This is a genomic window from Methylomonas sp. MS20 (assembly GCF_050275925.1).
GTDB lineage: Bacteria > Pseudomonadota > Gammaproteobacteria > Methylococcales > Methylomonadaceae > Methylomonas > Methylomonas koyamae_A.
In genome coordinates this window covers 4084972-4107093 of record NZ_CP189962.1, presented here as the reverse complement: position 1 = coordinate 4107093, position 22122 = coordinate 4084972, and the positions used below count along the sequence as shown (strand labels likewise).

Annotated in this window: 39 protein-coding genes; all 39 read right to left on the bottom strand. The window is 57.4% G+C overall.

The window, feature by feature from the left end; translation table 11 throughout:
• The 39 genes from ACQE3D_RS18430 to ACQE3D_RS18240 all read right to left on the bottom strand — a co-directional run bounded on the left by ACQE3D_RS18430 (position 1) and on the right by ACQE3D_RS18240 (position 22121).
• Positions 1–426 (bottom strand): hypothetical protein, encoded by a 426-nt coding sequence (locus tag ACQE3D_RS18430; protein WP_427550923.1) that lies wholly within the window; start codon positions 424–426, stop codon positions 1–3.
• A gap of 6 nt (positions 427–432) precedes the next feature.
• Entirely contained in the window at positions 433–1569 is a 1137-nt protein-coding gene (locus ACQE3D_RS18425) for a P22 phage major capsid protein family protein (RefSeq protein ID WP_427500799.1), read from the bottom strand.
• Positions 1570–1573: 4 nt separating this feature from the next.
• Entirely contained in the window at positions 1574–2182 is a 609-nt protein-coding gene (locus tag ACQE3D_RS18420) for a hypothetical protein (RefSeq protein WP_427500798.1), read from the bottom strand.
• Positions 2183–2448: 266 nt separating this feature from the next.
• Positions 2449–3585 (bottom strand): hypothetical protein, encoded by a 1137-nt coding sequence (locus ACQE3D_RS18415; RefSeq protein WP_427500797.1) that lies wholly within the window; start codon positions 3583–3585, stop codon positions 2449–2451.
• 61 nt (positions 3586–3646) lie between these two features.
• Positions 3647–3856, bottom strand: a complete 210-nt coding sequence (locus ACQE3D_RS18410; RefSeq protein ID WP_427500796.1) for a hypothetical protein — start codon at positions 3854–3856, stop codon at positions 3647–3649.
• 157 nt (positions 3857–4013) lie between these two features.
• On the bottom strand, positions 4014–4298 hold the full coding sequence (locus ACQE3D_RS18405; protein ID WP_427500795.1) for a hypothetical protein: 285 nt from the start codon (positions 4296–4298) through the stop codon (positions 4014–4016).
• A gap of 145 nt (positions 4299–4443) precedes the next feature.
• Positions 4444–5775, bottom strand: a complete 1332-nt coding sequence (locus ACQE3D_RS18400) for a hypothetical protein (RefSeq protein WP_427500794.1) — start codon at positions 5773–5775, stop codon at positions 4444–4446.
• Entirely contained in the window at positions 5766–7166 is a 1401-nt protein-coding gene (locus ACQE3D_RS18395) for a terminase large subunit domain-containing protein (protein ID WP_427500793.1), read from the bottom strand. Before ACQE3D_RS18395 ends, ACQE3D_RS18400 begins: the two co-directional genes overlap by 10 nt.
• Positions 7159–7290 (bottom strand): hypothetical protein, encoded by a 132-nt coding sequence (locus tag ACQE3D_RS18390; RefSeq protein ID WP_427500792.1) that lies wholly within the window; start codon positions 7288–7290, stop codon positions 7159–7161. The genes ACQE3D_RS18395 and ACQE3D_RS18390 overlap by 8 nt, the downstream gene beginning before the upstream one ends.
• Entirely contained in the window at positions 7287–7841 is a 555-nt protein-coding gene (locus ACQE3D_RS18385) for a phage protein Gp27 family protein (RefSeq protein WP_168027989.1), read from the bottom strand. The genes ACQE3D_RS18390 and ACQE3D_RS18385 overlap by 4 nt, the downstream gene beginning before the upstream one ends.
• A gap of 14 nt (positions 7842–7855) precedes the next feature.
• Complete coding sequence (locus tag ACQE3D_RS18380) at positions 7856–8152, bottom strand: hypothetical protein (protein ID WP_168027991.1); 297 nt, start codon at positions 8150–8152, stop codon at positions 7856–7858.
• A gap of 2 nt (positions 8153–8154) precedes the next feature.
• On the bottom strand, positions 8155–8427 hold the full coding sequence (locus ACQE3D_RS18375) for a hypothetical protein (RefSeq protein ID WP_427500791.1): 273 nt from the start codon (positions 8425–8427) through the stop codon (positions 8155–8157).
• The gene (locus ACQE3D_RS18370; RefSeq protein ID WP_427500790.1) at positions 8427–8783 is read right to left on the bottom strand and encodes a hypothetical protein; all 357 of its coding nucleotides are present in this window, start codon (positions 8781–8783) and stop codon (positions 8427–8429) included. Before ACQE3D_RS18370 ends, ACQE3D_RS18375 begins: the two co-directional genes overlap by 1 nt.
• Positions 8784–8840: 57 nt before the next feature.
• Complete coding sequence (locus ACQE3D_RS18365; RefSeq protein WP_427500789.1) at positions 8841–9410, bottom strand: hypothetical protein; 570 nt, start codon at positions 9408–9410, stop codon at positions 8841–8843.
• A complete protein-coding gene (locus ACQE3D_RS18360) occupies positions 9407–9673 on the bottom strand; it encodes a hypothetical protein (protein ID WP_427550922.1) in 267 nt (88 codons plus the stop codon). The genes ACQE3D_RS18365 and ACQE3D_RS18360 overlap by 4 nt, the downstream gene beginning before the upstream one ends.
• Entirely contained in the window at positions 9673–10236 is a 564-nt protein-coding gene (locus ACQE3D_RS18355; RefSeq protein WP_427550921.1) for a lysozyme, read from the bottom strand. Before ACQE3D_RS18355 ends, ACQE3D_RS18360 begins: the two co-directional genes overlap by 1 nt.
• Positions 10237–10276: 40 nt before the next feature.
• Positions 10277–10504, bottom strand: a complete 228-nt coding sequence (locus tag ACQE3D_RS18350) for a hypothetical protein (RefSeq protein WP_168028003.1) — start codon at positions 10502–10504, stop codon at positions 10277–10279.
• Entirely contained in the window at positions 10501–11175 is a 675-nt protein-coding gene (locus ACQE3D_RS18345) for a KilA-N domain-containing protein (protein WP_168028005.1), read from the bottom strand. The genes ACQE3D_RS18350 and ACQE3D_RS18345 overlap by 4 nt, the downstream gene beginning before the upstream one ends.
• 271 nt (positions 11176–11446) lie before the next feature.
• Entirely contained in the window at positions 11447–12358 is a 912-nt protein-coding gene (locus tag ACQE3D_RS18340) for a hypothetical protein (protein WP_168028006.1), read from the bottom strand.
• Positions 12334–12576, bottom strand: coding sequence for a hypothetical protein (locus ACQE3D_RS18335; RefSeq protein ID WP_427551156.1), 243 nt, complete (start codon positions 12574–12576; stop codon positions 12334–12336). The genes ACQE3D_RS18340 and ACQE3D_RS18335 overlap by 25 nt, the downstream gene beginning before the upstream one ends.
• A 28-nt stretch (positions 12577–12604) precedes the next feature.
• On the bottom strand, positions 12605–13006 hold the full coding sequence (locus ACQE3D_RS18330; protein WP_427500781.1) for a Mor transcription activator family protein: 402 nt from the start codon (positions 13004–13006) through the stop codon (positions 12605–12607).
• Positions 12999–13466, bottom strand: a complete 468-nt coding sequence (locus tag ACQE3D_RS18325; RefSeq protein WP_427500780.1) for a hypothetical protein — start codon at positions 13464–13466, stop codon at positions 12999–13001. Before ACQE3D_RS18325 ends, ACQE3D_RS18330 begins: the two co-directional genes overlap by 8 nt.
• The gene (locus ACQE3D_RS18320) at positions 13459–13920 is read right to left on the bottom strand and encodes a hypothetical protein (protein WP_427500779.1); all 462 of its coding nucleotides are present in this window, start codon (positions 13918–13920) and stop codon (positions 13459–13461) included. The genes ACQE3D_RS18325 and ACQE3D_RS18320 overlap by 8 nt, the downstream gene beginning before the upstream one ends.
• A 102-nt stretch (positions 13921–14022) precedes the next feature.
• Complete coding sequence (locus tag ACQE3D_RS18315) at positions 14023–14487, bottom strand: gp16 family protein (protein ID WP_427500778.1); 465 nt, start codon at positions 14485–14487, stop codon at positions 14023–14025.
• Positions 14484–15401: a recombination-associated protein RdgC gene (gene rdgC, locus ACQE3D_RS18310; protein WP_427500777.1), complete on the bottom strand. Its 918-nt coding sequence runs from the start codon at positions 15399–15401 to the stop codon at positions 14484–14486. The genes ACQE3D_RS18315 and rdgC overlap by 4 nt, the downstream gene beginning before the upstream one ends.
• A 9-nt stretch (positions 15402–15410) precedes the next feature.
• Entirely contained in the window at positions 15411–15572 is a 162-nt protein-coding gene (locus tag ACQE3D_RS18305; RefSeq protein ID WP_427500776.1) for a hypothetical protein, read from the bottom strand.
• Positions 15559–15768, bottom strand: a complete 210-nt coding sequence (locus ACQE3D_RS18300; RefSeq protein ID WP_427500775.1) for a hypothetical protein — start codon at positions 15766–15768, stop codon at positions 15559–15561. Before ACQE3D_RS18300 ends, ACQE3D_RS18305 begins: the two co-directional genes overlap by 14 nt.
• A complete protein-coding gene (locus tag ACQE3D_RS18295; RefSeq protein WP_427500774.1) occupies positions 15765–16289 on the bottom strand; it encodes a host-nuclease inhibitor Gam family protein in 525 nt (174 codons plus the stop codon). Before ACQE3D_RS18295 ends, ACQE3D_RS18300 begins: the two co-directional genes overlap by 4 nt.
• Positions 16286–16504 (bottom strand): hypothetical protein, encoded by a 219-nt coding sequence (locus ACQE3D_RS18290; protein ID WP_427500773.1) that lies wholly within the window; start codon positions 16502–16504, stop codon positions 16286–16288. Before ACQE3D_RS18290 ends, ACQE3D_RS18295 begins: the two co-directional genes overlap by 4 nt.
• On the bottom strand, positions 16485–16745 hold the full coding sequence (locus ACQE3D_RS18285) for a hypothetical protein (protein ID WP_427500772.1): 261 nt from the start codon (positions 16743–16745) through the stop codon (positions 16485–16487). Before ACQE3D_RS18285 ends, ACQE3D_RS18290 begins: the two co-directional genes overlap by 20 nt.
• 2 nt (positions 16746–16747) lie before the next feature.
• Positions 16748–17056: a helix-turn-helix domain-containing protein gene (locus tag ACQE3D_RS18280; protein WP_427500771.1), complete on the bottom strand. Its 309-nt coding sequence runs from the start codon at positions 17054–17056 to the stop codon at positions 16748–16750.
• On the bottom strand, positions 17049–17240 hold the full coding sequence (locus ACQE3D_RS18275; protein ID WP_427500770.1) for a hypothetical protein: 192 nt from the start codon (positions 17238–17240) through the stop codon (positions 17049–17051). Before ACQE3D_RS18275 ends, ACQE3D_RS18280 begins: the two co-directional genes overlap by 8 nt.
• A complete protein-coding gene (locus tag ACQE3D_RS18270; protein WP_427550920.1) occupies positions 17233–17814 on the bottom strand; it encodes a hypothetical protein in 582 nt (193 codons plus the stop codon). Before ACQE3D_RS18270 ends, ACQE3D_RS18275 begins: the two co-directional genes overlap by 8 nt.
• The gene (locus ACQE3D_RS18265) at positions 17804–18085 is read right to left on the bottom strand and encodes a hypothetical protein (RefSeq protein WP_427550919.1); all 282 of its coding nucleotides are present in this window, start codon (positions 18083–18085) and stop codon (positions 17804–17806) included. The genes ACQE3D_RS18270 and ACQE3D_RS18265 overlap by 11 nt, the downstream gene beginning before the upstream one ends.
• Positions 18085–18825, bottom strand: a complete 741-nt coding sequence (locus ACQE3D_RS18260) for an AAA family ATPase (protein ID WP_427550918.1) — start codon at positions 18823–18825, stop codon at positions 18085–18087. The genes ACQE3D_RS18265 and ACQE3D_RS18260 overlap by 1 nt, the downstream gene beginning before the upstream one ends.
• Positions 18826–18838: 13 nt before the next feature.
• The gene (locus ACQE3D_RS18255; RefSeq protein ID WP_427551155.1) at positions 18839–20911 is read right to left on the bottom strand and encodes a DNA-binding protein; all 2073 of its coding nucleotides are present in this window, start codon (positions 20909–20911) and stop codon (positions 18839–18841) included.
• Between the two features lies 1 nt (position 20912).
• Positions 20913–21101: a hypothetical protein gene (locus ACQE3D_RS18250; RefSeq protein WP_427551154.1), complete on the bottom strand. Its 189-nt coding sequence runs from the start codon at positions 21099–21101 to the stop codon at positions 20913–20915.
• A gap of 103 nt (positions 21102–21204) precedes the next feature.
• A complete protein-coding gene (locus ACQE3D_RS18245) occupies positions 21205–21672 on the bottom strand; it encodes a Mu transposase C-terminal domain-containing protein (protein WP_427551152.1) in 468 nt (155 codons plus the stop codon).
• Positions 21672–22121, bottom strand: a complete 450-nt coding sequence (locus ACQE3D_RS18240) for a hypothetical protein (protein WP_427551150.1) — start codon at positions 22119–22121, stop codon at positions 21672–21674. The genes ACQE3D_RS18245 and ACQE3D_RS18240 overlap by 1 nt, the downstream gene beginning before the upstream one ends.
• Position 22122 lies beyond the last annotated feature (1 nt).

Sequence of the window (22122 nt, the reverse complement as noted above, 5' to 3'; positions counted from 1 at the left end):
TTAATCGCTCTTGGCCGGATCGGCCAAAGTCCAACCCGCCGCGAGCCAAGCGGACACTTCGTCCGAATGCACGTCGGCGGTAGTCGGGCCGGTTTCGTGAAGGGGCGCATCCCTGCGCATCGGCAGCAACACTGCTACCACTTCCGGATTGGCGTCTCGTTTAGATTGAGCATCGATTTCGTTGTCGCTCGCATCGGAATCAACCTCCAACACCTCGGCCGGCTCATCCGCAACGTCCTTTTCCGCCGAGGTAACGTCCATTAATTCGCCGTCCATTGACACGGGGGGGGCGCCGTCCGTGGCTATCGGTTGGGTTTTGGTTTCCGCCAAGGCGGGAGCCGCCGACGGGTTGTCCGCCATTGGCTCCCTATTCACGGCGGTTTGTTCGGTCACGGCTTCGTCGGCCGCCGGTGTTTTTTTAGCCATCAGGCATTACCCCAACAAGATGGCGGAGTGTTCGGGTTTGACGTTGGCTACACCCCAAGCGATGCTGATCTCGTACTGCACTTGGCGGTATTGCGGATAAACCGCGACTTCAAACGTCAGGCCGCTGCGCGGATCGGTGATCGTCATCCGGTCGGTCGCGATATCGCCTTCTTCGGGCAGCGCTGGGGCGCGGGTTGCCAGCACAATCGCGGAACGGGCGAAGGCCATATTGGCCGCGTAGTTGTTGCCGACCGTCATCGCGATATTATCCGCCAGCGTGGTTCGCAAGCCCGGCGCGCCGATCGTCAACGAGCCACCGCTCAACGCGGTCGCGTTGACGTATTTGTTGCTGTCGCCGGTAAACGTCAAGATGTCGCCGGCCAGGACGGTACCCGTGCCGGTATCGACCGCCAGAGCCGTGGCGCCGATCGCGTAACCACTGGCGAAGTTGCTTTGATAGCTGGCGCCGGTGCCCTTGGTGTGATTCTTGACTTGCGCCGACTCGCGGACCGACATCCCATGCAAATCCAACAACACGCCTTGCCGTTGCATCGACACGTCGCCGGCCATTTGCGCTTGCGACTGCTTGCCTCTAAAGGTTGCGCCGGCGGTGGTATTGATCACCAGTTGTAAATCGCTGATCGGCGCGCCGTTATCCACCAAGATTTGCCGCACAAAAGCGGCGTCGGAATAATCGCCGGCCGTCGCAAACGGCGTGGTGCCGGCGGTGCCGTAGGCGCGCGCGGTGGTTTTATACAGCGCGGCGATATCGGCCTCGACTTCGTTACACAAGGTCCGCATCGCTTGCGCGAATTGGTTGGCGCGGATCGACAGATAACCCTGGCCGCTGTTCACGCCCAATTGCTCTTCGCCGTTCCAGCGTACCGGCACCCGCCGCGCCTTAGTGATCGTGATCGACGCATTGCCGACGCTTTGATCGCCGTCATTCGGCGGAGTCACGCCGGGAGTGATATCGCTTGCGGTCGATGCCGGCGCAATCGCCGAGCGTACGGTTTGATTCAGTGCCGCGCGCGACGCGCTCGCGTCCAACGTCACAGCGGGGATAAAACCGATCTGCTCGCGGCTGACGGTATCCAGCGCGGCGAACAAATCGGGAATTAAATTGGTAAGGGTATTAGCCATGCGATTACTCCGTCACTTTGCCGCCGGCCTTGCAAAAATCGGCTTGCTCGGCGGGGCTGAGGGCCGCGAACTGGGCGCGGGTTTTGGTTTGTAGATTGTTGCCGTTGGCTGGTGCGCCGGAACCGGTGCCGCCTTGGGCCTTAGCCAAGAACGGTTTGGCTTCCAGCAGCGCTTTGACCGCATCGGCGACAGGCCTGCCGTCGATGGTCACGTTGCCGGCGTCATCGACTTTGGCCTTACCGGCCAGCAGGTCTTTTACCGTCGCAGGGTCTACCGCGTCGGCGGCGGCGCTCAGAATCGCGGTGCTGATCGCGGCGGCTTCGTACCTGGATTTCCAGCCCTCGGATTCTTTGCCGCGCGCATCGGCCAGTTCCTGCAATTTGCCTTGCGCCGCAAGCTGGGCCTCGGCGAATTCTTTCAGGTCTTTGTGGCCGGTGGTTTTTTCGAACTCGGCGGAAAAATCGGTTTGGAATTTGGTGATGCCAGCTTGCACGCCGGCATCGATTTGCGCCTGAATTTCGGCGGCCGTGGGCGCGGCGGCAGCGGCGGAACCGCCAGCACCCGCGCCGCCTTCTCCGGCCTCAGACAAAAATAAGGATTTGAGTTTGAACATGCTCGTAACCTGTTGGGGTGGAATTGAATTCCGGGACAGGTTAGCGGCGGGACGTGATAAACAGAATGCGAAGGGTTTCGCGGGGAATTCTGGCCGGCGTAGCCGGTGATCTGTCTATTTATCCTACCAGATTATTGCTTGGCGGCGATTACAGCGAATTTAACAGGGGGTTAACGGGGGTCGGCAACACCAAGCTATACCAATGCCGCGCCCTGGGGTCTCCGCGCCGCTTCACGGCGTTTTTTTTGGCTCAGCAGGATTAGCCATCAAATCACCTCGGATTCGCGCACCAGGCCCATGCCGTCGGCCCGCACCAATTTATCCACGGCCACGCCTTTTTTCAAAGCGGCGGAAGCCCAGGCCGGCAACACATCGTCGCGCTGTTTGGCCGGCAATTTACCCAGCCAGTCGCCGTAGGTCTTCGAGCCGGCGGCCAGATTGGGCGTCACGCGCGGAATTAGCAGGCACATACAATGCGGGTGGGCTTTGCTGCGCGGCACGGCCTGTTTTGTAAAAATGCCCTTGCCCAGGCCCATGTCGATACTAGCGTAATAATCGCAAATATCGGTGACGGGATGGGTGGACGACAAGCGCCACTCGTATCCCAGGATGGTCTCGTCGTGGATCGTGCTCTCGATTACCGCGCGGTGGCCGGCGTTGGCCATCTCGGTGCGGGCGATGCGCTTGAGATTGTACAGCTGTTTGTCGTAGGTCCACCACTTGACCGCCTTGTCCATCGCCGCTTCTTTGCCGGCCCCGACCGCTTTGGTCAGCTGATCGAACACGCGCTCCGCCGCGCGGCGGCTGCCGGTTTCCGCGAGACTTTCGATAATCCCGCGCGCGTCGGCGACCACGGCATCCCATTCGGCTTTGGCCGATGGGTCGTGAATCAAGGCCCGGCCGGCCTCATACAGCGATTTCACCCAGTCGTCAGCATGCTCGCTGACGATCTTAAACCGCCGACCGGTGCCGCGTTCGATAGTCCGTTGCATGTCCATCACCACACCATCCACGGCCCGGCCGGCCTGAATGCCGGCTTGCAGCACCTCGCTGACGCCCCGGCGAGTGCCGGTTTCCCAATGCCACAGGCTGTCGGACAAGGTCAAACCGTTCGGCCATTGATGGGTAAACGATTCGGCGGCGATCCGCTGCACTATCGGCGACTGCAAGCCGTCACCGGCGCCGATGGCGGCGCTTTTGGCGATCGCGGCGGTTATCGCCGCTTGCATGCTCGCCCCGTATTGACTGAGCTGATCGGCGGCTTCTTGGCTCAAGGTATAACCGTCGCGCCGCAATTGAGCGATCAGCGCGGCGGCGAAGGCCGCCGTATCAGCCGTCAAATTCGCCTCGACCGCCAGGATTTCACGGGCAAGGCGGCGATACAGGGCGGGGTAGTCGGTCATGCTATTTTCTGGAAACAATCACCGGCGATATCGCCCGGGAGGAGCGCCAAACATGAAACAATCATCGCTTTCCGGCGCTCGCCGCCCAATCCAACACGGCTTCGGCTTGTTCCAGCGTCAACGGCACGCAGCTGGCCACGTGAATGCCAATATGCACCGCCCGCACGCCGACCTTGGCGGCAAAGAACTGGCCGCAATAAGGGCAACGCCAGCCCGCGGCGGTTTCGATCGGCGCCAGGTCCGGGATGGATACCTCATTCAACGTCGTCATCTCTAAACCGATTTCCCACCCGGCAGCGCGATCCAAAGCGTTACGCACGGCACCAGGTTGATGCAATACCGGCGATTGAACGGCGACCAATGCACGCCAATCCAGAAACATGATGGGCGAAAAAGCAAACCGATCCGGTAATTTCCCACGGCAATGCTCATGGCAACCCGTCCACATACATCCCGCAGGCCGGACACAGCTCGCCGTTCGGCGTGATCAGAAATAACTCATTTCCACAATTACAGCGCCAAATAGTGCCGTCTTGCGGATAGCAAAGGCCTTGAAAAATGCCTTTGTCGGTCTGGCATTCCGGGCATTCCAGCCGGGTTTCGCCGGCCGGCGCAATCGCGGTCCATTCGTGCCCGCAGCCAAGACAGCGCGCGGCGCCGCTACGGTGCGGGGTACGGTCTAGTTTGGCTTGGTTGAAGTCGATGACAGTCACAATTTACGCACCGCATAGCGACTAGAAACCACGCGATAGCCGTCTTCGAACTCGATCAAAGCCGAATTCATCGTGCCGGTCGTCACCACACGGCACGCTTGGCCAAAACGATCTGGTAAGTATTTTCGCCAACGCCAACGGTGTGTCACGCCATCCCCGCTTGCCGCGCAATCCGGTCGCCGTGTGTGTCGCCTTGAGCGTCGATCTCTTTATCGATCGCCGTCATGGCATTAGGGGCGACCTCGTCGCTCAGAATCTGTCGAGCAACGCGCTTTTTCAACGCCTTATCGAATTCGGCGCCTAACTGCATCGTGAGAGCATCCATCGCGGTGGACATCTCAGCGGCTAGATCAGTCAAGTTAAAATCGTCGGGGTAGCTAATCGTGCCGTCGAATGATTGGCCTTGCCACAAATACACTAAGTCGGCAATGTCGTTTTCCGCCACTTCGCACATCTCGGCCATCCCAGCGAGGCTTGAGTTGCACTCTTGAAAGTGAAATGACAGCGCCACGCCGCTTTGCTGTACGCCGCCAACAAACTCAAGATTGGCGACCCGATAAATATCCGTCACCAAAGCAACCATTTTTTCCGCGTATAACTGAATGGGATCAGGCGGTGGCGCGATAAATTCCGGCTTGCCGCCGCCGGTCGGGTTGTATGTGAGTGCGTTCTCGGTACCGATCGTCAAGTCTTTCAATTTTTCCCGCTCCGCATCGTCCGTGACCGGCAACGCGAGGACAGCGAACGTCTGTTGCCGAAACAGCTCCCGCTGCTCTGAATCGAGATTGAACAAGCTCCAATTCAGTCCGGCCAGATCGTGAAACCAGCTTAGACTGCGGCATTCGGTCGGATTCAGTGGTTTACTAATGTGCAAACGGACGACCGGCACTCGTCCGAGCGAATGCTGACCCTGTTTAATGATATCGCTGCCGTTCGGCTTTTTGCTCAGCACCCACCCGGAACGAGAATAGGTGCGGTAAACCGTTTCGCCCTCATAGACCTCCGAAAACGTCACGGAAGTCCATGCGCCAGCCCCATCCTTGCTTTCATCGGCTAATTGCCCCGGCAACCGCAGCGCTAAATAAGGTAGCGCTTGGTCCGCCCGAGTTTGCCCTTGCGTTTCCGGCTTGTCCACGATCACGTACACCGTGCCGAGAATCATTGCCAGCCGTTGATACGTAAATAACAACGAATCCAGCTTGGTTCCCGCGCCGTCGGCGTTTTTCATGAATTCGCTGTAAAGGTCAGTGGTCTCGCGATACACGTCTTTTCGCCACAAAAAACCCATGAACACATCGACAATCTTCCGGCAAAAATTGGGATAAACCGCCAGCTGTTTGCGGCGATCGTATTTATCGTCGGACTCGCGGACGTGCCTAACCAGATAATAGCCGTATAAATACCCGCCGGTGCCGCTGTAGCTATCCAGCAAAAACGCATCGGAAGTCCTATCGAAGACGTGGTTAGTTACAGCCATTTCAGCCTCATCGGTTTATAAACATCGCCGTCTCTGCCGGTTTGGGCGGCATGCACGGCCAGCGCCAGCGCCCAGAATCTATCGGCGTGGCCGTTTTCGGAGCGTTCGGCGGTAAAGCGGATGTTGCCGGCGGCGGTCGTCACCTTGGTGACGGCCCGCAGATCGGCGCGGATTTCGGGTTTGTAGGGGATGCGCAGCTTTTTGTCTTCCATCGCGCCGCGCACGGGGTAGGCCAGCGCCTCTTTGGTGGCGCCGGTGAAGGTCACGCCTTCGATCCGGTATTGGCCAAAGGCTTTTTGCGCGTCGTCGGTCCAGCCGATACCAAGGCCGGTATTATCGAAGCAGGCGCGGTCGATCAGCGCCAGAATCGGCCAAATCACCTTTTCTTGATCCGGCTTAGGCATGTTGCGCAACTCGATCACGGCGCGGGTGTAAAGCACATCGCCGAGCTTTTCCAGCAGCCACAGCACGGTCAAATCTTTCTTGCGGCCAATGTCCAGGCCTGCAAACAGTTGGCCTTTCCCTTCGGCTCCGCTCAGGGAACGTCCCGGTGCCTGAGCGAAGTCGAAGGCCCACTCTTCGCCGGCTGGATATTCACAACTCGCAATCAAGTCGTATTCCAGAAACGCCGCGTCATCGTCGGCCGGCTGGCACATGTATTCCTGCAGAAACGATTCCTCGTCGGCGCAACCGGACTTGATGAAATCAAAATAGGCCGCTTCGTCCATGGCCTGCACTTCATGATCTTTCGGCAATGCCTTTTGCAGCTTCCACAGAAAGCCTTGTTCCAACGCGTCTTGCAAGGTGACGCGGTGCAGGCTGATGTTCTTGGGGTTGTTGTGCTCGCGGACTTCGCGGATTAACTGATTGAAAAAGTTGTGGCTACCGCGATGGGTGGAAATGATCTCCATCGACCCGCCCCAGGTGATACCAGGATAAGCAATTGACCACAACTTGCGCGGATCGGGATGTAATGCAAACTCATCCAAGATACGGCCGCCGCGTTTGCCCGCTTGCGCATCCGGATTTGATGACATCGAATGGATCCGGCGTCCGGACGCAAATTCCAAAACGTAAGCGGTAAGTTTCGTTTTCTCATCAATCACCCGCTCGCCCAGGTCTTGGGCGGCAATTTGCAGGATTTGCGCGAACAGCTTGCAGTCTTCAAGGAATAAACGCGCTTGAATGTCGTCTCGGCTCGATACCCATTGATCCCAACGCTGGCCGGCCATCGCGGTGCGTTCGTCGGCTTTGTAAGCCGTGGACCAACTGATACCGATTTGGCGGGATTTCTCCATCAACTTCAGGCGCGAATCGTCTTTGATCCACTGCTCTTGAAACGGCAGAAAGATTCCGTCGGGGTTGGCGGGGATGATGCGGGCGTTAGCCATGCTCGGAAAGCTTCTTAACTAAAATAACGAACATAGAAACGCCAAGCGAAAAGCCAAATCCGGCAATAAAGCTATAAAACAGCACATCAATCGCCTTGCTGATTGTTGATTCTTCTAGCTTCACGCCACCATCCCCAGCATTTCCCGAATCCGCTCGCGGCCGGCTTCCGAGACGCCTTCGGCTTTGGCGACGGCGACCGCCGCTTGTGCGGCTTCCTCGCGGGCTTTGCGTTGCGCTTCGGCCTCGAAGTCTTTACGCCACTGAGCAGACCCTACGGCACCACGCCCGACGGTCGATATCGCCCTAGCCAGTTTGGGAATCACAATGGCTTTATCTTCCAATTCCCAACCTTGCATGCCTTCCAGCACGTCCATTAACTGATCGATGGCGACCATCTCGCTGGCTTCCAGCAATGCGGCCTTGTCCTCGTTGCTCATGCCGCCCATGGCCTTCGCAATCTCCATTCGTTCCCGCGCCCGATTAATGGATTTCTCCATGCTGGCCTGCAACGCGGAGCCGTGCCGATGTACGGCGGATTTGCTGATTTGGTAACCCTGTTCGGTCAGCCAGTCGGCCAGCGCCACGTAACCGGCAAAGCCGTTTTCGACCAGGCGTTGATTTAGCTCTGTCAATACCGCGTCGGGCAGGGTGTCGATGGGGCTGCGGGGAGGCATCGCTTCGGCTCCGCTCAGCGACCGGGTTCCGGCCGGGCCACGCCAGGCACCGTGCTCAACCCCTGCCGAACATCGCCGCCCCTGGCGGTCAATGTCGCCATCCACACGCCGCCGGGCTGCTCGGCACGGACCAAGCCTTGTTCGTTCAGCCAAGCCAGATCGGCGCGGAGCACGTCGGTACCGACGGCTTGGGCGCGTTGCGCCAAGGCGTTTTTCAAATCGACTTCGTGAAGGGTGTAGGTATAGGCACCGGCCAGTAACTCAAGGATGGCCAAGCGGCGGTGTTCGGTCATTTTCTCGTTGTAATTCATGGCTACGCTACCAAATTCAAGTGTTTTTCAATGCCGCGATGGCGCCATTCAACCCGGCGCACGCCGTGGGCCTTCAGTTTGCCGGCCAATTCGCGCCGGTCGGCGTGGCTGATCGTGCCGTCCAGGCCTTCCAGCCTTGCCACGCCTAGATCGTTGACCAAAACCACGATGTGATACAGATACGGCTCGCGCATGTCGCACAAGGCCCGATCCACATCCACGCCATTGACGTAGCCGCGCGCGTGCAGCATCAGCGGAGCAACGTGGACCGGCATCACGGCTGCCCGCGAAAAAAAGTATCCATCCGTGCCACTTGCTGACGCACGGCTTCTAAAGTGGCGGTTTGCGCGGCCAGCGCGGCGTTCATGTCCGATAGCGACTTACTCATCGTCCGCATTTCCCGGTAAATCTCGGCCAAGTCTTCGTGGTTTGGCGCATTGCTCACTCGCTCTTCAAGCCGCGTGACGCGCTCGGCGTGGTCGTCCAGCCGGTCGTCGATATCGTTTTCCAGTTTGCTGATCGTAGCCGTCGTTACTCGCTGCCGATTGTTCAGCCAGTTCATGATCCCGACGACTAGGATCAGCAAAGTTTGAATCACATCAAACCAAAATTTCGCGTCCTGATAGCTCATCGATTCTCCTTGCCAAAAAAAGGCCGGCGTCGCCGCCGGCCAGTTGCTCACCACGGGTTAAACGGTGGTTTCCTCGCCGGTGCTTGCGGCGCTTTCTTCGACAGCGTCGACAGCGCTTTCCGCGCTGGCGGCCGCATCGGCGGCTACGGTCTCGCGAGGATAAAACTCGAGAATGGTCAAATCGATGTGATCGGCTTGCTCGGTTTCGTTGTAAATCAAGAACTCGAAACCCTGCTCGATGCGCTTGACCGAATCGGACAAATCCGCATCGGCGCCGGCGACCAGGCTGGCGCTGCCGACGCCGACCACGTCCACCCGAAATTGACCGTTTGGCAGCGGCGTGACAGACAACACGCCAGGATCGGTCGATTCCAGCGTAAACACGCCGTCTACAGAGGCTTGTACGCCCTCGACGGTTAAGCCGACCAGCGACACAATGAAATAAGCAATGGCGGTACTCAGTTTTTTCATGGGTTGTGTATCCAAAACATAACAAGTGTGGCCGTCCGACGTGCTCATCAACAGAGCCAGCCGGCCGGGGTAATTTCCCCGCAACCGGGCACGCAAGCCCCATTGCAAGAAAAACAGGGCGGCGGCAAATAACACCGCCAGCAGACTCGACCTCACGGCAGACTCCGGACAAAGCGCATAAACTCGCGGTGAGAGATGCCGCTATTAAGTAGCTCGAAGGTGGCCGCGCGGCCGGCGGCTTTGATATGCGCCAACCGGCCGCGTAACTCGGCCAATGCAAAGCGGTTTTTTGTGCAGGGAAATCGATGGTTTTTCAGGCGTTGATAACCCACCGCGTCTCGCAATTCGTCAGTGGCCAGCAACAACGTCACCACGTTCACTTTCAATTCGCCTTGCCGGCGCCGATTCAGCCAATCCATCACGCCACCGCCTCGAACAAGGCCCGCTCGGCCGCGCGGCGAGACACCAAGCCCGGCAGGATTTGTTTAACCCCGTCCACGCTGCCTTTCACCCAGCGATCGAACTCGGCGGCTGCCCCGGCCAAGTCGCCGGCTTCCAGCTTTTTGCGCAAGGTCGATTGCGCGTATTGGCCTTGGCCGATATTGAAAATCAGCGAGACCAGCGCATCGAACTGGTTTTGATTCAGTAAAACGCTAGTCACCGACCACAAAAACAACGCGGTTTGCGCCACGTCGCGCGTCAATAAGTCTTGGGCTTGGCTAGGGTTGATGTGCAGCAAGGTCCGCGCTTCTTCAACGACTTTGCCGCGTTGCTGGCATTCGCGAATCAAGCGCATCAACCGAGAAACATCGCAGTTGGTGAACAAATGCCAATCGGCTTTTGGCAGCAGCACGTGACCGTAGCCGATCGTCAGGCGATTGGCCGGGCACAGGTAGGCTTGCAGATTAAGCGAATCGTGGCCGTTGCGAGTGATGATCTCGAAGGCGGCCGGGCTTGCGTCGTGGGGGTTATCGGTGTGCATAGACTCTCCAGCAGTTGCAGGAGAGTCTACGGCCTAACGGTTAGCGAATGGATGCGAAGGGTTTCGCCTTCGGCTGTTGAGACTGTAACGATAGATCGAGCTGCGCCTTGGCGCGGATCAGCTCTTCGGCCAAATAAGCCAGCAGCATGGCTTGCTTCTCGCGGTTGACCACGTGCAGGTCTTTTTCCGGTATCAGCAAGTCGCCCACGGCTTCAATACAACAGGCAATGCGGTCGATTTGGTCCAGGGCATCGTGGGCGGCGGTCATGCTTGCCCCTCTTTTGGCAATAAACCATCACGGCGGGCTTGCCAGATTACTTGACGCACATTGTTGAAGGTTTTCCCTGTAGCCTGAACGATTTCATGCCGTGGCTTACCTTCCAATTCCATTTGGATAATAACATCCATCACTCTAAATTGCTCTTCCTGACGCCGTTTGGCACCAGCCAGCACGTTATGCAGCCCCAGCGACGCGCATTCTTCACCGGTGATAAACACTGTCGCACTTTTCAAGTCGGCCTTGGCGGCGTTGATGGCCTCGTGGTATTCGGCAAACTGAGAAAGCGATATCGGCTTATCCAGATGGAAGGGCTTGGACTGGATCGGCGCGGCCACTAAAGCATCGTAAGCCCGGATCACCTGCAAGTGAAACTTGGGGCTGATCCACATGGCGTAAGCGTAAACCAGCTCCTTGGAGACAAATGTACCTTGTACGTTTCCGCCTTGTAGCACTTTAAGTGGCTGATTTTGTTCCGTTGACGGAATTCCGCCCACGGTCAGTTCTTCGATTAGCTCTTGAGCTTGCTGGGTTTCAAGCCAATATCTTGGTCGGTGCTTTTGGTGACCACCAGCGGCTTTGTGCAAATCATTCAGGCAGTAACGACCCGCTGAGTCTTGGCGAATAGGGGTATCGGAAATAACGATGGATAAGGTGTTCATGAAATTTTTCCTTGTGTAACGTTGTAAGGTGCCACCCGTGAGATTGGGCGACGACTGACGTGGGATCTCACTACCGTTCACAAGGGCACGGCCCGCCCGAGGGCGGCCCACGCCAGCCGTCATAAAACGACGGGCGTAAAAAAAGCGCATGAAGGTGCGCTTGCACCTTGTGACAACGGCGGGGTGAGATTCCCGGCACTGGTTTTTTCCAGTGCGAGAAAACTTTACTCCCGCCGCCATGTGCTTGTCAAATCATGAACCTCCTTCTGGTCTAAGCATATTTAGCGTTTTCATAAATCTTCAAACTCAGCTTCTTGTAAGGCTCACCATAAAGCCAAGTCCATTCCTTTCTCAGCAGATTGTTGTCAAACTGACGAGACTGGAAAACATATACGTTCTCTCGACCACGTTTACCCTGGGAAAAAATACCGATTTTCACTAACCTATTCATGAACAAACCGGGGTCTATCTCGATCCGTGTATGTGCCAAAATTTCTTTTTTGGTGGCGCCAATCTTCGCCATTTCGACGATGGGTTCAATTTGTTGGTACCCCACCACTAGCCCATGAACTTCTTGAAATGCATTGGGAAAATATTCTGCAAGGACGCTAGATAGCTTGCCGATCCACAAAAACAACGTATCCAAATCATTAGTCAGAAAGATTTTATCGATCATCATCTGATAAACATCGAAGGCATTTTTTTGTGAAATCTTAGGCGCCAGATCATCAAGGATTTTCGAAATTTTTGCGTCTAACATTTGGCGGGTTTCTTCGCGTATAGCGTAGTGTTCGCTTTTTTCCTTCAAGTGAATAATTCTGTCTTCAAGGCTGTCTATGAACATTCCCAGTGACTGCATTTGCCTTGACTCGTCCACGAAAAAAGCCATCATGGCTTTCATTCTGAAAAAATCGTCTTGATCTTTTGTATTTTCTGAAACAACCTTATCAATCGCCGATTCCCAGGTGTAGCTGTCGGAATTAGCTGTTTTTAGAGTTCTAATTTGCAACCCAATCTTTCGAACCCGTTTCAACTCTTTATCTGAAATACACATCATCCATCCTAGGGTTAAAGTTAAATCGGCAAGTATAGCCAGCGGATGTTGCGAAACATAAAGACAAACATCCCGGCCACCGCAGGGACATTTGGTTTTGAGATTTACCGATCCTGCCCGGCTTCGCAAGCCAGCACACCCGCGCCGGTAATGCGCAGTCTGTTGCCGGTACGCTCCACGTATTTCAGTTCGATCAGTACCGACAGCGCGAAATCGATATCATCCACGGCGTGGGTTAACTCCACCAAAGACGTCCACGGGTCTTGATGCAGCCGGCTGGCGTTGGCTTTGCGGTCTCGATACAGCGCTTCCAGGATTTGTTGGCGTTTTTTGGCGTCTTCGTTCATGCCTTGCTCCAAGGTGTTAAAAAACCGGTTAAAAACCGAAAATATCCAAATTGTTAACAGGGGGTTGACGATCCAGCCGGGTGATCGTCTGGATTTGCCGGTAGGTCAATTTATACCTGCGGACCAGCTCGTCCATCTTGGCACCCTGGGCCGCGTCGTGGCGGATGGCGATATCGCGCACGGCGCGCTTGGCGGCGTCGGCTTTCGCAATGAACAGCAGCTCGCCGGCAAAGGCTTGAATTAATTTGGCGGCTATGTGCGCGCCCAGCACCTGCGGCAATTCGCCGGACGCATCCAGTTTGGCCGGCACCGCGACCCGGCAGCCGGCGTAATGCTCCCAGACCGCCCACATCACGTCCCAGCCGCAATACTCGGCAATCCGCCGCAGGCTTTCCGGCAAATATTGTATGGGCAATTCGGCGTCAGTCATGGCGGTAGGCCTTCTCTTGGTACGCTTCGATTTCGGCAATTTGCTTTAGCAACTCCGTCGCAAGCTCCGGAGCGGCAAACTCCAGTTTCCGTACTAGCGCCGCGCGCTCTTCGGCCAGTTGCTGTACCACACTCAGCGCGACGAGATTGCGTTTGGCTTTGTCTTCCGGGTACTCGTTCGGCAAAGCGGGTTGCGGGTATTCGCGCGCCGGCAGCAAGGCCCGCAGCTCGGCCGGCGCCGGCCAACGCTTGGCCTGGCTGGCCAGCGCGGTAAACGCGATCCGCAAGCGCGGCCGGTCCAGGCCTTCATCCCAGGTAATCGGCCAGGCGCGCATGACGTGAAACCACACGCCGGCGGTGTGAGCCACCGTCTCGGCCGACGGCCCGCCGTCCAGATGCAGCACCACTAGGCCGCTCAGCCCCTTCGCGACGGCTTGCCGTAGCCAATCCAGATCAGCCATCGCCAAACTCCTTGAGTGACTGCAAGGCTTGGGCGGTCTTGCTGGCTGGCTTGCCCCCGGCCCGTTGGTCGCTAACCGATCCGGCCACCTGGATCCCTCTCCCCTCGGGAGAGGGTTGGGGTGAGGGCGAATCTTCCAGCACGCGCTTCAAGTAGTTGTGATTGGTCAGCGGCTTGCCGCCCTTGGCCTGGATTTGCTCGACCGTTTGCCGCATGGCCGGCGCCAAGCGAAGCACATCCGCCAGCGCCAAGGCGTCCTTGGCCAGCTTCAGCGCCCGATCGTTCGCCAGATCGCGGGATACCGACCGGAACAAGCCCAGATAACCGACCAACGCGAAGCCGGTTTCTCCGTCCAGCTTGGCCAGGATACCCAACAGCTCGCGGCCGGCTTCGTCTTGGACTATCGCATCCAGCGAGATGCGGGCGTGGCAGATGGGGCATCTATTGAGCTGCACGAATGATCTCCTCAATTACCCAAACAAACGTCACACCGGATGCAAACTCCCAACCTTTGATGTCATGTATCACCCAGAAAACGAAAATCGACGCCGCTAACATCATCCGTCGGCCCTCCCGTGCCGCCGCGCGTCCTTGGTCAGCGCAGTGATGATGCCGCTCAGCTGCTCATGTCCGCAAAACTCCAGCGCATCCTTTTTGTACATCCGCTTCGCCAGCGCGGCGGCGTATTCCCACGGATAGCCGGCCTCGGCCAACAGCGCTTCGATCTTCCTCAGCTTGGGCTCGCGATCCGATCCGCTCGGCAAGTTATGCGGCTTGCGGCCATGTTTTTTACTGGTGAATTTCGCGCCGGCTTGTTCCAGATGCCGGATCACGCGATTCAGCCCTTCGGACGACAACTCGTTCGCCGATTTCACGTTGCCGTGCGTCAGCAGCATGGCGCGATAAGTTTCGTCGTCCATCGCTAACTGCTTCTTGCCGATGTGGATTTTGGCGATCGCCGCGCGCCGCCGGGATTCGGATTTGGCGCGGTTGTGGTCGGGGGTATGGTTGCGGATGCTCATGGCGCACCGCCATCGCCCGCCAATTCGGGCGATTTGTATTCAAACAAGGTCAGCAGATCGCGAAAGGCGTGGGTCAGCCACAGCATTTGGCACGACGCCTCGTGTTGAAATGCTTCGATATCATCGGCCGCTTCAAAGCCGTCCTCGCCCGGGTCATGCTTAAAGAAAATACCTTTGCTGACAAAGCGTTTATCTAGCCGAAATGACACATCGTCGTTATGCAGCTCCAACTCAACCACTTGCTGGCCGCCTCGGATACGTTCGACAATGCCTTCTTTAGCCTCTTTCACTGAATCGAGTTTGACGCTGGCGGAAGTGCCGTTTTCTCCAGCGAGTTTACAGACGCCGCCCACGTCAAATCCTGCAAACCCATTACCGCTTTCCAATTCTCTATGCAACTTTTCGGTCAAGCTTTGCGTGATGCCGTCAATGTAAATTGTGGAGGCCTTGATGCTGCCAACCGCTTTGACCAGCCGGTTGGTCAAGGCATCCGCGAAGCGCTTACCGGTAGTAGCGACGATTAACATTTGCTCTTCGATTTGATAGTACGCGGTGATCCGCGCCGACTTCAACAGCGCCGTTTTGACAAATTCGCTATAGACCTCTTCAACAAATTTGTTTCGCAGCTGTTTCGTGGGATTGCCGCCGGTTTCCGCTAACAACACCTCCAAACGTTTGCGCGCTTCTTCGTTAACAATCGACCACGGCAGAATTTTCTCGTCGAACCGCAGTTTGAACGCGTAACCGCCCGGGTAAGGCAATACGTAGCGATCGTCCATGACTGGAATAAACCCCAACGCGCGTATTTCGTCGGGCCGGACTTCGGAAAAGGCATGTTCCGCAAGATGTTGCTCCAGCGCGGCGGCCGGCGGCAACTGGCATTTATAGGTGGTAGCGTGTTTAATCAGTTTCATGGCATATCCTCAATCAATCGCCCATTCCGACCGCACTCTCACGCGCAGCCGGTTGGCGGGTTTATGGCATTGCCGGGCCACCAGCTTTTTGAAAGCGCTGGCCTGACGTTGAGTGGAGCCGGCGAATTCGCCGCGTAGAAAGCGACCGGCTAGGTCGTTATTCAGCGCCATCGCGACCCCGCTCGGCATGCGCCAGATGCTGTGCCAGTTGATCGGCCTCGCGGTCCAGGCGTTGCGCGGCTTGCCGATCGGAAAAACCATCGGCGTAGCGTTCGGCATGGGCCGCGCATTGGCGTAAATAGGCGGCTTGCTGGCGTAAGTCGGCAATGCGTTGCCGGGTGGCGTCGTCTGTCAGTGCCGCGCTCATGACAATTCCTGCTCGAATGGCGTAATCGTGCAATCCTCCACGCCGGTTTTGATGGTGATGCCCGGCACGCCGGCCACGACAGCGGTCTCATTGAGAATTGCGTCTTTGTTAACCTCCTCTTTCACGCGCACGAAGCGAATCAAGCCGCGCGCTTTCAGCGCGTCGATGACCGCCTCGGCGCCGCGGATCGACACCGACGGCGGCCGCAAGCGGAATTGCACGGTGCCGGTGACAAAGCCGATGGTTTTGGTTTTTCCGCCATCGGTCAGTTCTTCTCGGTTGGCCTCGCAGTACAGCTGCACCCCGTCTTGCAGGCGTTTGAGCGAATCGTTGATCGCGGTAATCTTGCCGGTATAGTCGTCGGTAATCGCCGCGATCTCATCGTTCATCGCCGCTTGCAACACGGTAATTTGCCGAGTCAGCCGGCCGATCTCGTTGATCGATTCAGCACAGGCATCGCGGTCGCGCGGCACATCGGCGGTGGGATTGGCCACGGCCTTGAGTTTGGTGGGTTTCTTCATAATTTGACTCCGATCATTAATAAGAACAGCACGATCGCCAGCAACACGCCGGCCACGGCCCAGCCGCAATGCAGATCGTCTTTCAGGGTTTCGATTTGGCGCTTTTGCGCCGCCAGCTCTTGTTGCAAGGCGTTGACGCGGCGGTTGACGTGGTCGATATAGTCCGCGCTGCCCATGCGCCGATTCACTTGCATATCATGGATATTGGCTGCCATTGCCGCCTCCTAATTGATCGTTGGGGGTGTGGGTGGCGGCTTGCACCACGGCGATGGCTTCTTCCAGAGTCTTGTCTTGCACCTCTTGCCAAATCGCTACGGCTTGCAACAAGAACGCCATCAAATCGGTGGCCGGCGTCTTGGGCATTTGCCCTGCGGGCGCCACGATGACCGGATGGGTAAGGGTTTTAACCGACGGCACGCCGCCGGGTTGATCGTCAATGGAAATCAGTACGTGCATGGTTAGCTCCTATGGGGGCATTGTTGACAGGCTCTCCAGTGAGCCAGCCCAAGCTGATTGCTGGGGCGGGCCTTGCTGGCGAACTCGCGGCATTGCTGCCGGCTCAGCTCGGTCTGCAAATGAGGACAGTCGATCTGTCCGTACGCCTGTTCGAACGCCTGCAAAACCTTGTCGATTTTTGCGGGATATTTGTCGGCGACGATCAGCGATATCGCGGTGCGCGATACGCCAATCCGCTTGGCGACGTAGTTGATGCTGGATTCGGCGACAGCTTGCTTGAGTTGCGCTAATCGTTGGCTGGCGTCAGTCATGGCAATTTCTCCGGCTCAATTCTTCGACTTTAAAGTTGATCGCCTCGGATAGCGCCAGCGCGACATCCAGCGTCAACGCCAAGCGCAGATCGCCGTCTTGCTTGGTCACCACCAAATCCAAGCCACCGTCACCGCTGGCCAGCACCTTCAGGCTGGCGTTCTGACCGACGAAATACTTATTCATCGTCGCCGTCCTTCGCATCGGTCCAGACCACCGCGCCCAGGTTGGGGTCGTACACCTGCTTGATGCGCTGCACCATCGGCGGGCGCGGCCCGGTGTTATGCTCGGGCAGTAGCCGATACTTGCCGGCGTGGCAGGCTAAATATCCGGCCTTTTCCAGATTCGCCAGGTAATCGCGCGCGGCCGCCGGTGCCACCACGGTCTGTTCCGTGCTGGCCAAATAGGCCAGATCGACATAACCCAGCGGGTTGGGCGCGGACCGCAGCGTCCGCCACATGTTTTCCTGGCCGCTGCCGGCATTCACCATCGTGCCGTCCTTGCGCACTTTCGGCGCCTCAACGCCGTTGTCGCGGGTCAGCGTATACAGCTTGGTTTCGGCATCGAGCGTGATAAACCCGGCTTTCGCCAGCGATGTGACGTAGGTCCGAGTCGTGTCTTTGTGGATGGTGCCGGGCAAGGCGCGTACCAGGCGCGGCAACCCGAATTCCTTCAGTTCGCGGATTTTTTCCCAGATGCGCTGGCGCGGGCTTTTGCCGCCAACGTATTCGAGATGGGCGGGTTGGCGGTTAGTGGACATTGGCGCTCCCCGGCGCGGCCGCCGCGCGCTCGATTTCTTCCACCGCTCTCGCTAATCCGGCTGACACGATTTTCAACGTCGCCAGATTCATGCCGAGGTCAACAGCCTCGACGCCGCAGTCGCAGCTCAGTTTGAGAAACGTGACATGGCATTTCAGGTTAGTTGCGAAACTAACAGAGCCGTATAAATGATTCCATTCGCCCTTTCTGACCCACACCCCTTCCGGCGCGTCATCGGTGGTCGCGTTAACATCGATTTGTTGTTTTTTCATCACGCCACCCTCCGTTTCGGCGCTTCGCCGGTATAAAACGCCACGCCGTGCCCTTGGCACCATCCCAAATCGACCTGCCGGACGCCTTGTTCAGCCGCCGCTTCTCGCACTTGGTCCAGGTTCACGCACACCCGCCGCACTGAGCCGTGGCTGTCCGCCACCAGCTTGCGCAACAGATCGTCGGCACACTCGATGCCTTGGGCGTACACGCTGGCTAAGCGCTTGGCGTCTTCCAAGTCCACCGGCAACGCGGGTACGAAGGCCAGGATGCGGCCGTGGAAGCGCTCCCACTTTTTCAGTTTTTGCGGCAGGTTTTCTTCGCCGATAATCAAAATCGGCGCTTGGCTGCCCTCGTAAATGTCGCGCACCAGCTCGACCGCCTTTTTGTCGACGATATGATCCATCTCGTCGATGATCAGCGGCCGGCCGCTGGCGGCCAGTTGGTCGCAGACTTGGTCCAGCATTTCGCCGCAGGTTGGCGCCGGTTTAATGCCCATTTCACCCAGGATTTTTTGCAAGATCACCTTCTTGCTCCACAAGCTCTTGATCTGCACGTAATAGCCGCGCACGCTGTTGCATAAGTAATTGCTGCTCAACGATTTTCCCCAGCCTGAGGGGCCGTAAAAACACACCAGACCGGGGAGGCCGGCGTGGCGCTCAATGGCCCGTTCCAGGGCTACCTGGCATTGCCGCATATTGCCGATGTGGGCAATACCGGGCGTTTGGATTTCTGCTATCATCTTGACCTCGTGTTTAACCGGCGCCACCGCTCGCACTGTGCGGAGTCGTGTTGCCGGCGTTGAAAAAGGCTTCCCAAGACCGAAATTTCGCGGTATTCGGGTAGCTGCTCATAAACGGCCGCAAGCTGTCCGGGATGGCCGTCCCGGTTGCGGCCTTGCTTTGCCACTCCCGCCAAAACAAATGGCGAGAGCGGTCGTCTTCCGGAATGGTGGCCGCCATTCCGGGAGATATTTCGTTCCGGATTTCAATCTTCTTGGCGATGATCTCCATGCCGGGTAATTCGTTAACGGGGATGGCTTCCAGCAGGTTGCCGCCGTCGCGTTCCGCCACAATCTCTTCGATCGCCGCTTCGGCGCGTTTCAAGCGGCCATCCGCGCGTTTGTCGCGGGCCATTTCGATGACCGATTTCGGGAAATAGCCTTCGGCATTGCCGTTAAACTCGGCTTTAACAACGAATCGGCCTTCCAGGTCGTACACCCATACAAACTGCGGATCGTGGATGTCGTAGGCCACGTTCACTGTCTCGCCGTGCATCACATCCAAGGTCCGGGCAAAATAGCGATTGGTGCGGAAGCTGATTTCGCCGCGCAAGACCGTGCGTTGCACGCGCGGCTTGTACAGCATCTCCGCCTCGGCTGGATCAACCGAGACCAGCGAAAAGCCTTCGATAGATTGGGTTTTCATCGCCCAGTATTCGGCGGGCGAATACCGGCGGCGGCGGCCTTCGCTGTCCACAAACTTCGGCAACGAACAATGCGGCCGGCTGTTGTATTCGGCGATCGCATCCTCGCAGCGGCGCATGAAATCGGCCCAGCTCAAGGGCAGATACAGCACGCCGTTTTTATCGCCGGTCCGCGTCAGCTTAAAATTCAGCTGCTTGGCTTCCCGATCCATGTCCGCGCCGATGTAGCTCGGCAGCTGCTTGGCCATGCGTATCCATAAGCTCTTGTGCACCCGTTCGATCACGCCCCGCGCTTGCGAGTTGTAGGGCAGGGAATGCTTAACCGTCACCCCAAACCGCCCCAACAGGCCGATGCCGGCGTTTTCCAGAGTTTCGTTGGCGTAGCCGGAACCGTTGTCCACGTACCAGATCGCCTGCACGCCGTGCGTGCTGATCGCATGCCGCAAGGCGTCGATGGTGGCGAAGGTGGATTCGGCCAATCCCACCGAAAACCCGACGACTTTGCGCGTGCCGATATCGATAATCGTGGTGATCTCCGGACGAAACGGCCGACCATGATCCGGATGGCACACTTCGGCGTCGAAGGTATGGCCGTCGGCACTCCATACGTCGTTCGGCCACAATTCTTCAAACGTCCGCCTAACGAAAGGCTTGATGTTTTTCAATTCCCGAGACCCCATCCGGCCTTTCTCGCGGACCACGGCGGGCAGCTTGTCCAAGAACCGCCGCACTTGGTGAATGCTCGGCCGATCCTGGCTCACGTAATGCCGGCAAAACTCGCTATAGGACTGCTCAACGCTCGGCTTTTGCGGTTGCCGATAGGCGTCCAAAAAGTCGTCGGCCCAAGCCGGGTAAATCAAGTCTTTTGTTCGCGCCTTGGGCGTTAAATCGCCCGCGACAAACCAGCGCTGTACGCTGCGCAAGTTGGGGAATTCCGCCAGACCCTTTAGGCCTCTCGCGTCCTTGGCCAGCGTCAGCATCCGATATTCCGGGCATTGCGGGCCGCCATCGAACGCCGCCCGGATCAAGCCGGCATAGGCTACGTCAAGGCTGCAACTCAACCGCTCCATATCGTCTTTCAACACTTTCATCACGCCGGACCGCGCATCGCGCCGATCACGCTGCCAATCCCGCGCTTCGGTCTCCGGCAACACCAAGCCCATCGCTTCCACCACGTCCGCCACGGTCTTGCGGGTTTCGGTCATGACGATCGCTTTCCGCAGGTGCTGGCGCGTTTCGGTCGGCAGGCTGTCTAACAAATATTCTTTACCGCCGCCACGCCCTTCGCGCTGGCGATGATGCCAGTTTTCTTTACCTGCTTTGTATATGACACCCGCAACAGTGCTCGGCATTCCAGGCAGGCCGGCGAGCTGTTTGGCGGTGTAGTAGCGGGCGACAGACATCTTATGCCTCAATCACTTCCGCGCTGGATTCGGCCACTCTGGTTTTTCCATCCGGCATGTGGACCCATGAATAGGCAATACTGCCGGCCGCTTTCCTGGCGCCGCGCTCTGTTTTCCAACGTCGTTTCGTCACACGAATCCAGTTTTCGCCGGTCACGTGATGGATATAGGTTTGACGGATGGCAAACATCACTTACCTCCAAAATGGCTCAAATGGGCGGAGAGTCTGGCCCGTGCTAGGCTTGATAGTGCTAACAACCAACCAAAACACAGGGGACTCTCCATGACAGAACTCACTCAACGTGTGACTGATCTTGAATCACAGCTAAATCAACTGCATCAGACGCAAGAGGCAATGCTTTTGATGCTTGGATATTTACTCGAACAAGCCCCTGGCAATGCGGGCATGAAACATCTATCCCTTCAAGCGAATGAACTGGAGGCAATGGGCGAGCATTCGCAAATGGTTGCGGCGTATGATTATTTACGCGAGCTTCTTGCGCGGCACGACGCTTTTCTTGCGCAAGCGTCAAAAAGCTAACAGGAAAAAAACCGCATGACGGATAAGCGAGGCATAAAAACTTTCCGTCTAAGTCCAAAATAACGACCTTGCTGGCATCTGTAATATCGAAAACAACGCTTACATTAATGCCGTCGAAGGCAATCAATTCAGATGCCCAGTAACGGTTTGTCATAACGGTAATTTCACCGCGGCGCACCTTGCGTTGCTCTTGGCACAATAATGGATTTTTTTCACTCATCACTCACCTCCCAATAGGGCTTCTAAATGTTTAATCCTGGCGTTCAGGTCGCGCATTGCCTGGGTTTTCAGGGTGTGCAACTTGCCCAATTCTTGTTTCAAGGCGTCCTTGCCGTAGGCCACCCGGCCGCCGCGCTTGCCGACCAGCCAGTCGGTCAACGCGTGCGAGCCGCACACCTCTTCGATCACCGGTCCCAGCCAAAACGGCAGGGCGTGTTCCACGCGGGCCGGGCTAGCGTAGGCGTCCAGCATGTGCTTGCTCACGTCCTTGCCGCTCAAACGCGACACGTCCGCGCTGATCGCGTAACGGTCGGCCAAACCGGATTCGGTCAACATGCGTCCCACGATTTCCGCCACCTCGCGGTTGTAGCCGCATTCGCCCGGCTCGTAATTGCAGGGCTCAGGGATCGAAAACAGGTCTAGCGTTTGAGTGTCGCGGGCGTCTCGCATG

Coding starts and splice junctions, on each gene's coding strand:
- ACQE3D_RS18360 (WP_427550922.1), bottom strand. CDS start 9,673: ATGGATTGGCTGAATCGGCGCCGGCAAGGCGAATTGAAAGTGAACGTG.
- ACQE3D_RS18290 (WP_427500773.1), bottom strand. CDS start 16,504: ATGGCAGCCAATATCCATGATATGCAAGTGAATCGGCGCATGGGCAGC.
- ACQE3D_RS18260 (WP_427550918.1), bottom strand. CDS start 18,825: ATGATAGCAGAAATCCAAACGCCCGGTATTGCCCACATCGGCAATATG.
- ACQE3D_RS18285 (WP_427500772.1), bottom strand. CDS start 16,745: ATGCACGTACTGATTTCCATTGACGATCAACCCGGCGGCGTGCCGTCG.
- rdgC (WP_427500777.1), bottom strand. CDS start 15,401: ATGAAACTGATTAAACACGCTACCACCTATAAATGCCAGTTGCCGCCG.
- ACQE3D_RS18385 (WP_168027989.1), bottom strand. CDS start 7,841: ATGCCTCCCCGCAGCCCCATCGACACCCTGCCCGACGCGGTATTGACA.
- ACQE3D_RS18410 (WP_427500796.1), bottom strand. CDS start 3,856: ATGACGACGTTGAATGAGGTATCCATCCCGGACCTGGCGCCGATCGAA.
- ACQE3D_RS18315 (WP_427500778.1), bottom strand. CDS start 14,487: ATGAGCATCCGCAACCATACCCCCGACCACAACCGCGCCAAATCCGAA.
- ACQE3D_RS18395 (WP_427500793.1), bottom strand. CDS start 7,166: ATGGCTAACGCCCGCATCATCCCCGCCAACCCCGACGGAATCTTTCTG.
- ACQE3D_RS18240 (WP_427551150.1), bottom strand. CDS start 22,121: ATGCGAGACGCCCGCGACACTCAAACGCTAGACCTGTTTTCGATCCCT.
- ACQE3D_RS18325 (WP_427500780.1), bottom strand. CDS start 13,466: ATGGCTGATCTGGATTGGCTACGGCAAGCCGTCGCGAAGGGGCTGAGC.
- ACQE3D_RS18370 (WP_427500790.1), bottom strand. CDS start 8,783: ATGAGCTATCAGGACGCGAAATTTTGGTTTGATGTGATTCAAACTTTG.
- ACQE3D_RS18275 (WP_427500770.1), bottom strand. CDS start 17,240: ATGAATAAGTATTTCGTCGGTCAGAACGCCAGCCTGAAGGTGCTGGCC.
- ACQE3D_RS18380 (WP_168027991.1), bottom strand. CDS start 8,152: ATGAATTACAACGAGAAAATGACCGAACACCGCCGCTTGGCCATCCTT.
- ACQE3D_RS18425 (WP_427500799.1), bottom strand. CDS start 1,569: ATGGCTAATACCCTTACCAATTTAATTCCCGATTTGTTCGCCGCGCTG.
- ACQE3D_RS18265 (WP_427550919.1), bottom strand. CDS start 18,085: ATGAAAAAACAACAAATCGATGTTAACGCGACCACCGATGACGCGCCG.
- ACQE3D_RS18305 (WP_427500776.1), bottom strand. CDS start 15,572: ATGGCGCTGAATAACGACCTAGCCGGTCGCTTTCTACGCGGCGAATTC.
- ACQE3D_RS18375 (WP_427500791.1), bottom strand. CDS start 8,427: ATGCCGGTCCACGTTGCTCCGCTGATGCTGCACGCGCGCGGCTACGTC.
- ACQE3D_RS18280 (WP_427500771.1), bottom strand. CDS start 17,056: ATGACTGACGCCAGCCAACGATTAGCGCAACTCAAGCAAGCTGTCGCC.
- ACQE3D_RS18300 (WP_427500775.1), bottom strand. CDS start 15,768: ATGAGCGCGGCACTGACAGACGACGCCACCCGGCAACGCATTGCCGAC.
- ACQE3D_RS18430 (WP_427550923.1), bottom strand. CDS start 426: ATGGCTAAAAAAACACCGGCGGCCGACGAAGCCGTGACCGAACAAACC.
- ACQE3D_RS18415 (WP_427500797.1), bottom strand. CDS start 3,585: ATGACCGACTACCCCGCCCTGTATCGCCGCCTTGCCCGTGAAATCCTG.
- ACQE3D_RS18355 (WP_427550921.1), bottom strand. CDS start 10,236: ATGCACACCGATAACCCCCACGACGCAAGCCCGGCCGCCTTCGAGATC.
- ACQE3D_RS18295 (WP_427500774.1), bottom strand. CDS start 16,289: ATGAAGAAACCCACCAAACTCAAGGCCGTGGCCAATCCCACCGCCGAT.
- ACQE3D_RS18420 (WP_427500798.1), bottom strand. CDS start 2,182: ATGTTCAAACTCAAATCCTTATTTTTGTCTGAGGCCGGAGAAGGCGGC.
- ACQE3D_RS18335 (WP_427551156.1), bottom strand. CDS start 12,576: ATGAACGAAGACGCCAAAAAACGCCAACAAATCCTGGAAGCGCTGTAT.
- ACQE3D_RS18245 (WP_427551152.1), bottom strand. CDS start 21,672: ATGAGTGAAAAAAATCCATTATTGTGCCAAGAGCAACGCAAGGTGCGC.
- ACQE3D_RS18330 (WP_427500781.1), bottom strand. CDS start 13,006: ATGACTGACGCCGAATTGCCCATACAATATTTGCCGGAAAGCCTGCGG.
- ACQE3D_RS18350 (WP_168028003.1), bottom strand. CDS start 10,504: ATGACCGCCGCCCACGATGCCCTGGACCAAATCGACCGCATTGCCTGT.
- ACQE3D_RS18345 (WP_168028005.1), bottom strand. CDS start 11,175: ATGAACACCTTATCCATCGTTATTTCCGATACCCCTATTCGCCAAGAC.
- ACQE3D_RS18255 (WP_427551155.1), bottom strand. CDS start 20,911: ATGTCTGTCGCCCGCTACTACACCGCCAAACAGCTCGCCGGCCTGCCT.
- ACQE3D_RS18400 (WP_427500794.1), bottom strand. CDS start 5,775: ATGGCTGTAACTAACCACGTCTTCGATAGGACTTCCGATGCGTTTTTG.
- ACQE3D_RS18270 (WP_427550920.1), bottom strand. CDS start 17,814: ATGTCCACTAACCGCCAACCCGCCCATCTCGAATACGTTGGCGGCAAA.
- ACQE3D_RS18250 (WP_427551154.1), bottom strand. CDS start 21,101: ATGTTTGCCATCCGTCAAACCTATATCCATCACGTGACCGGCGAAAAC.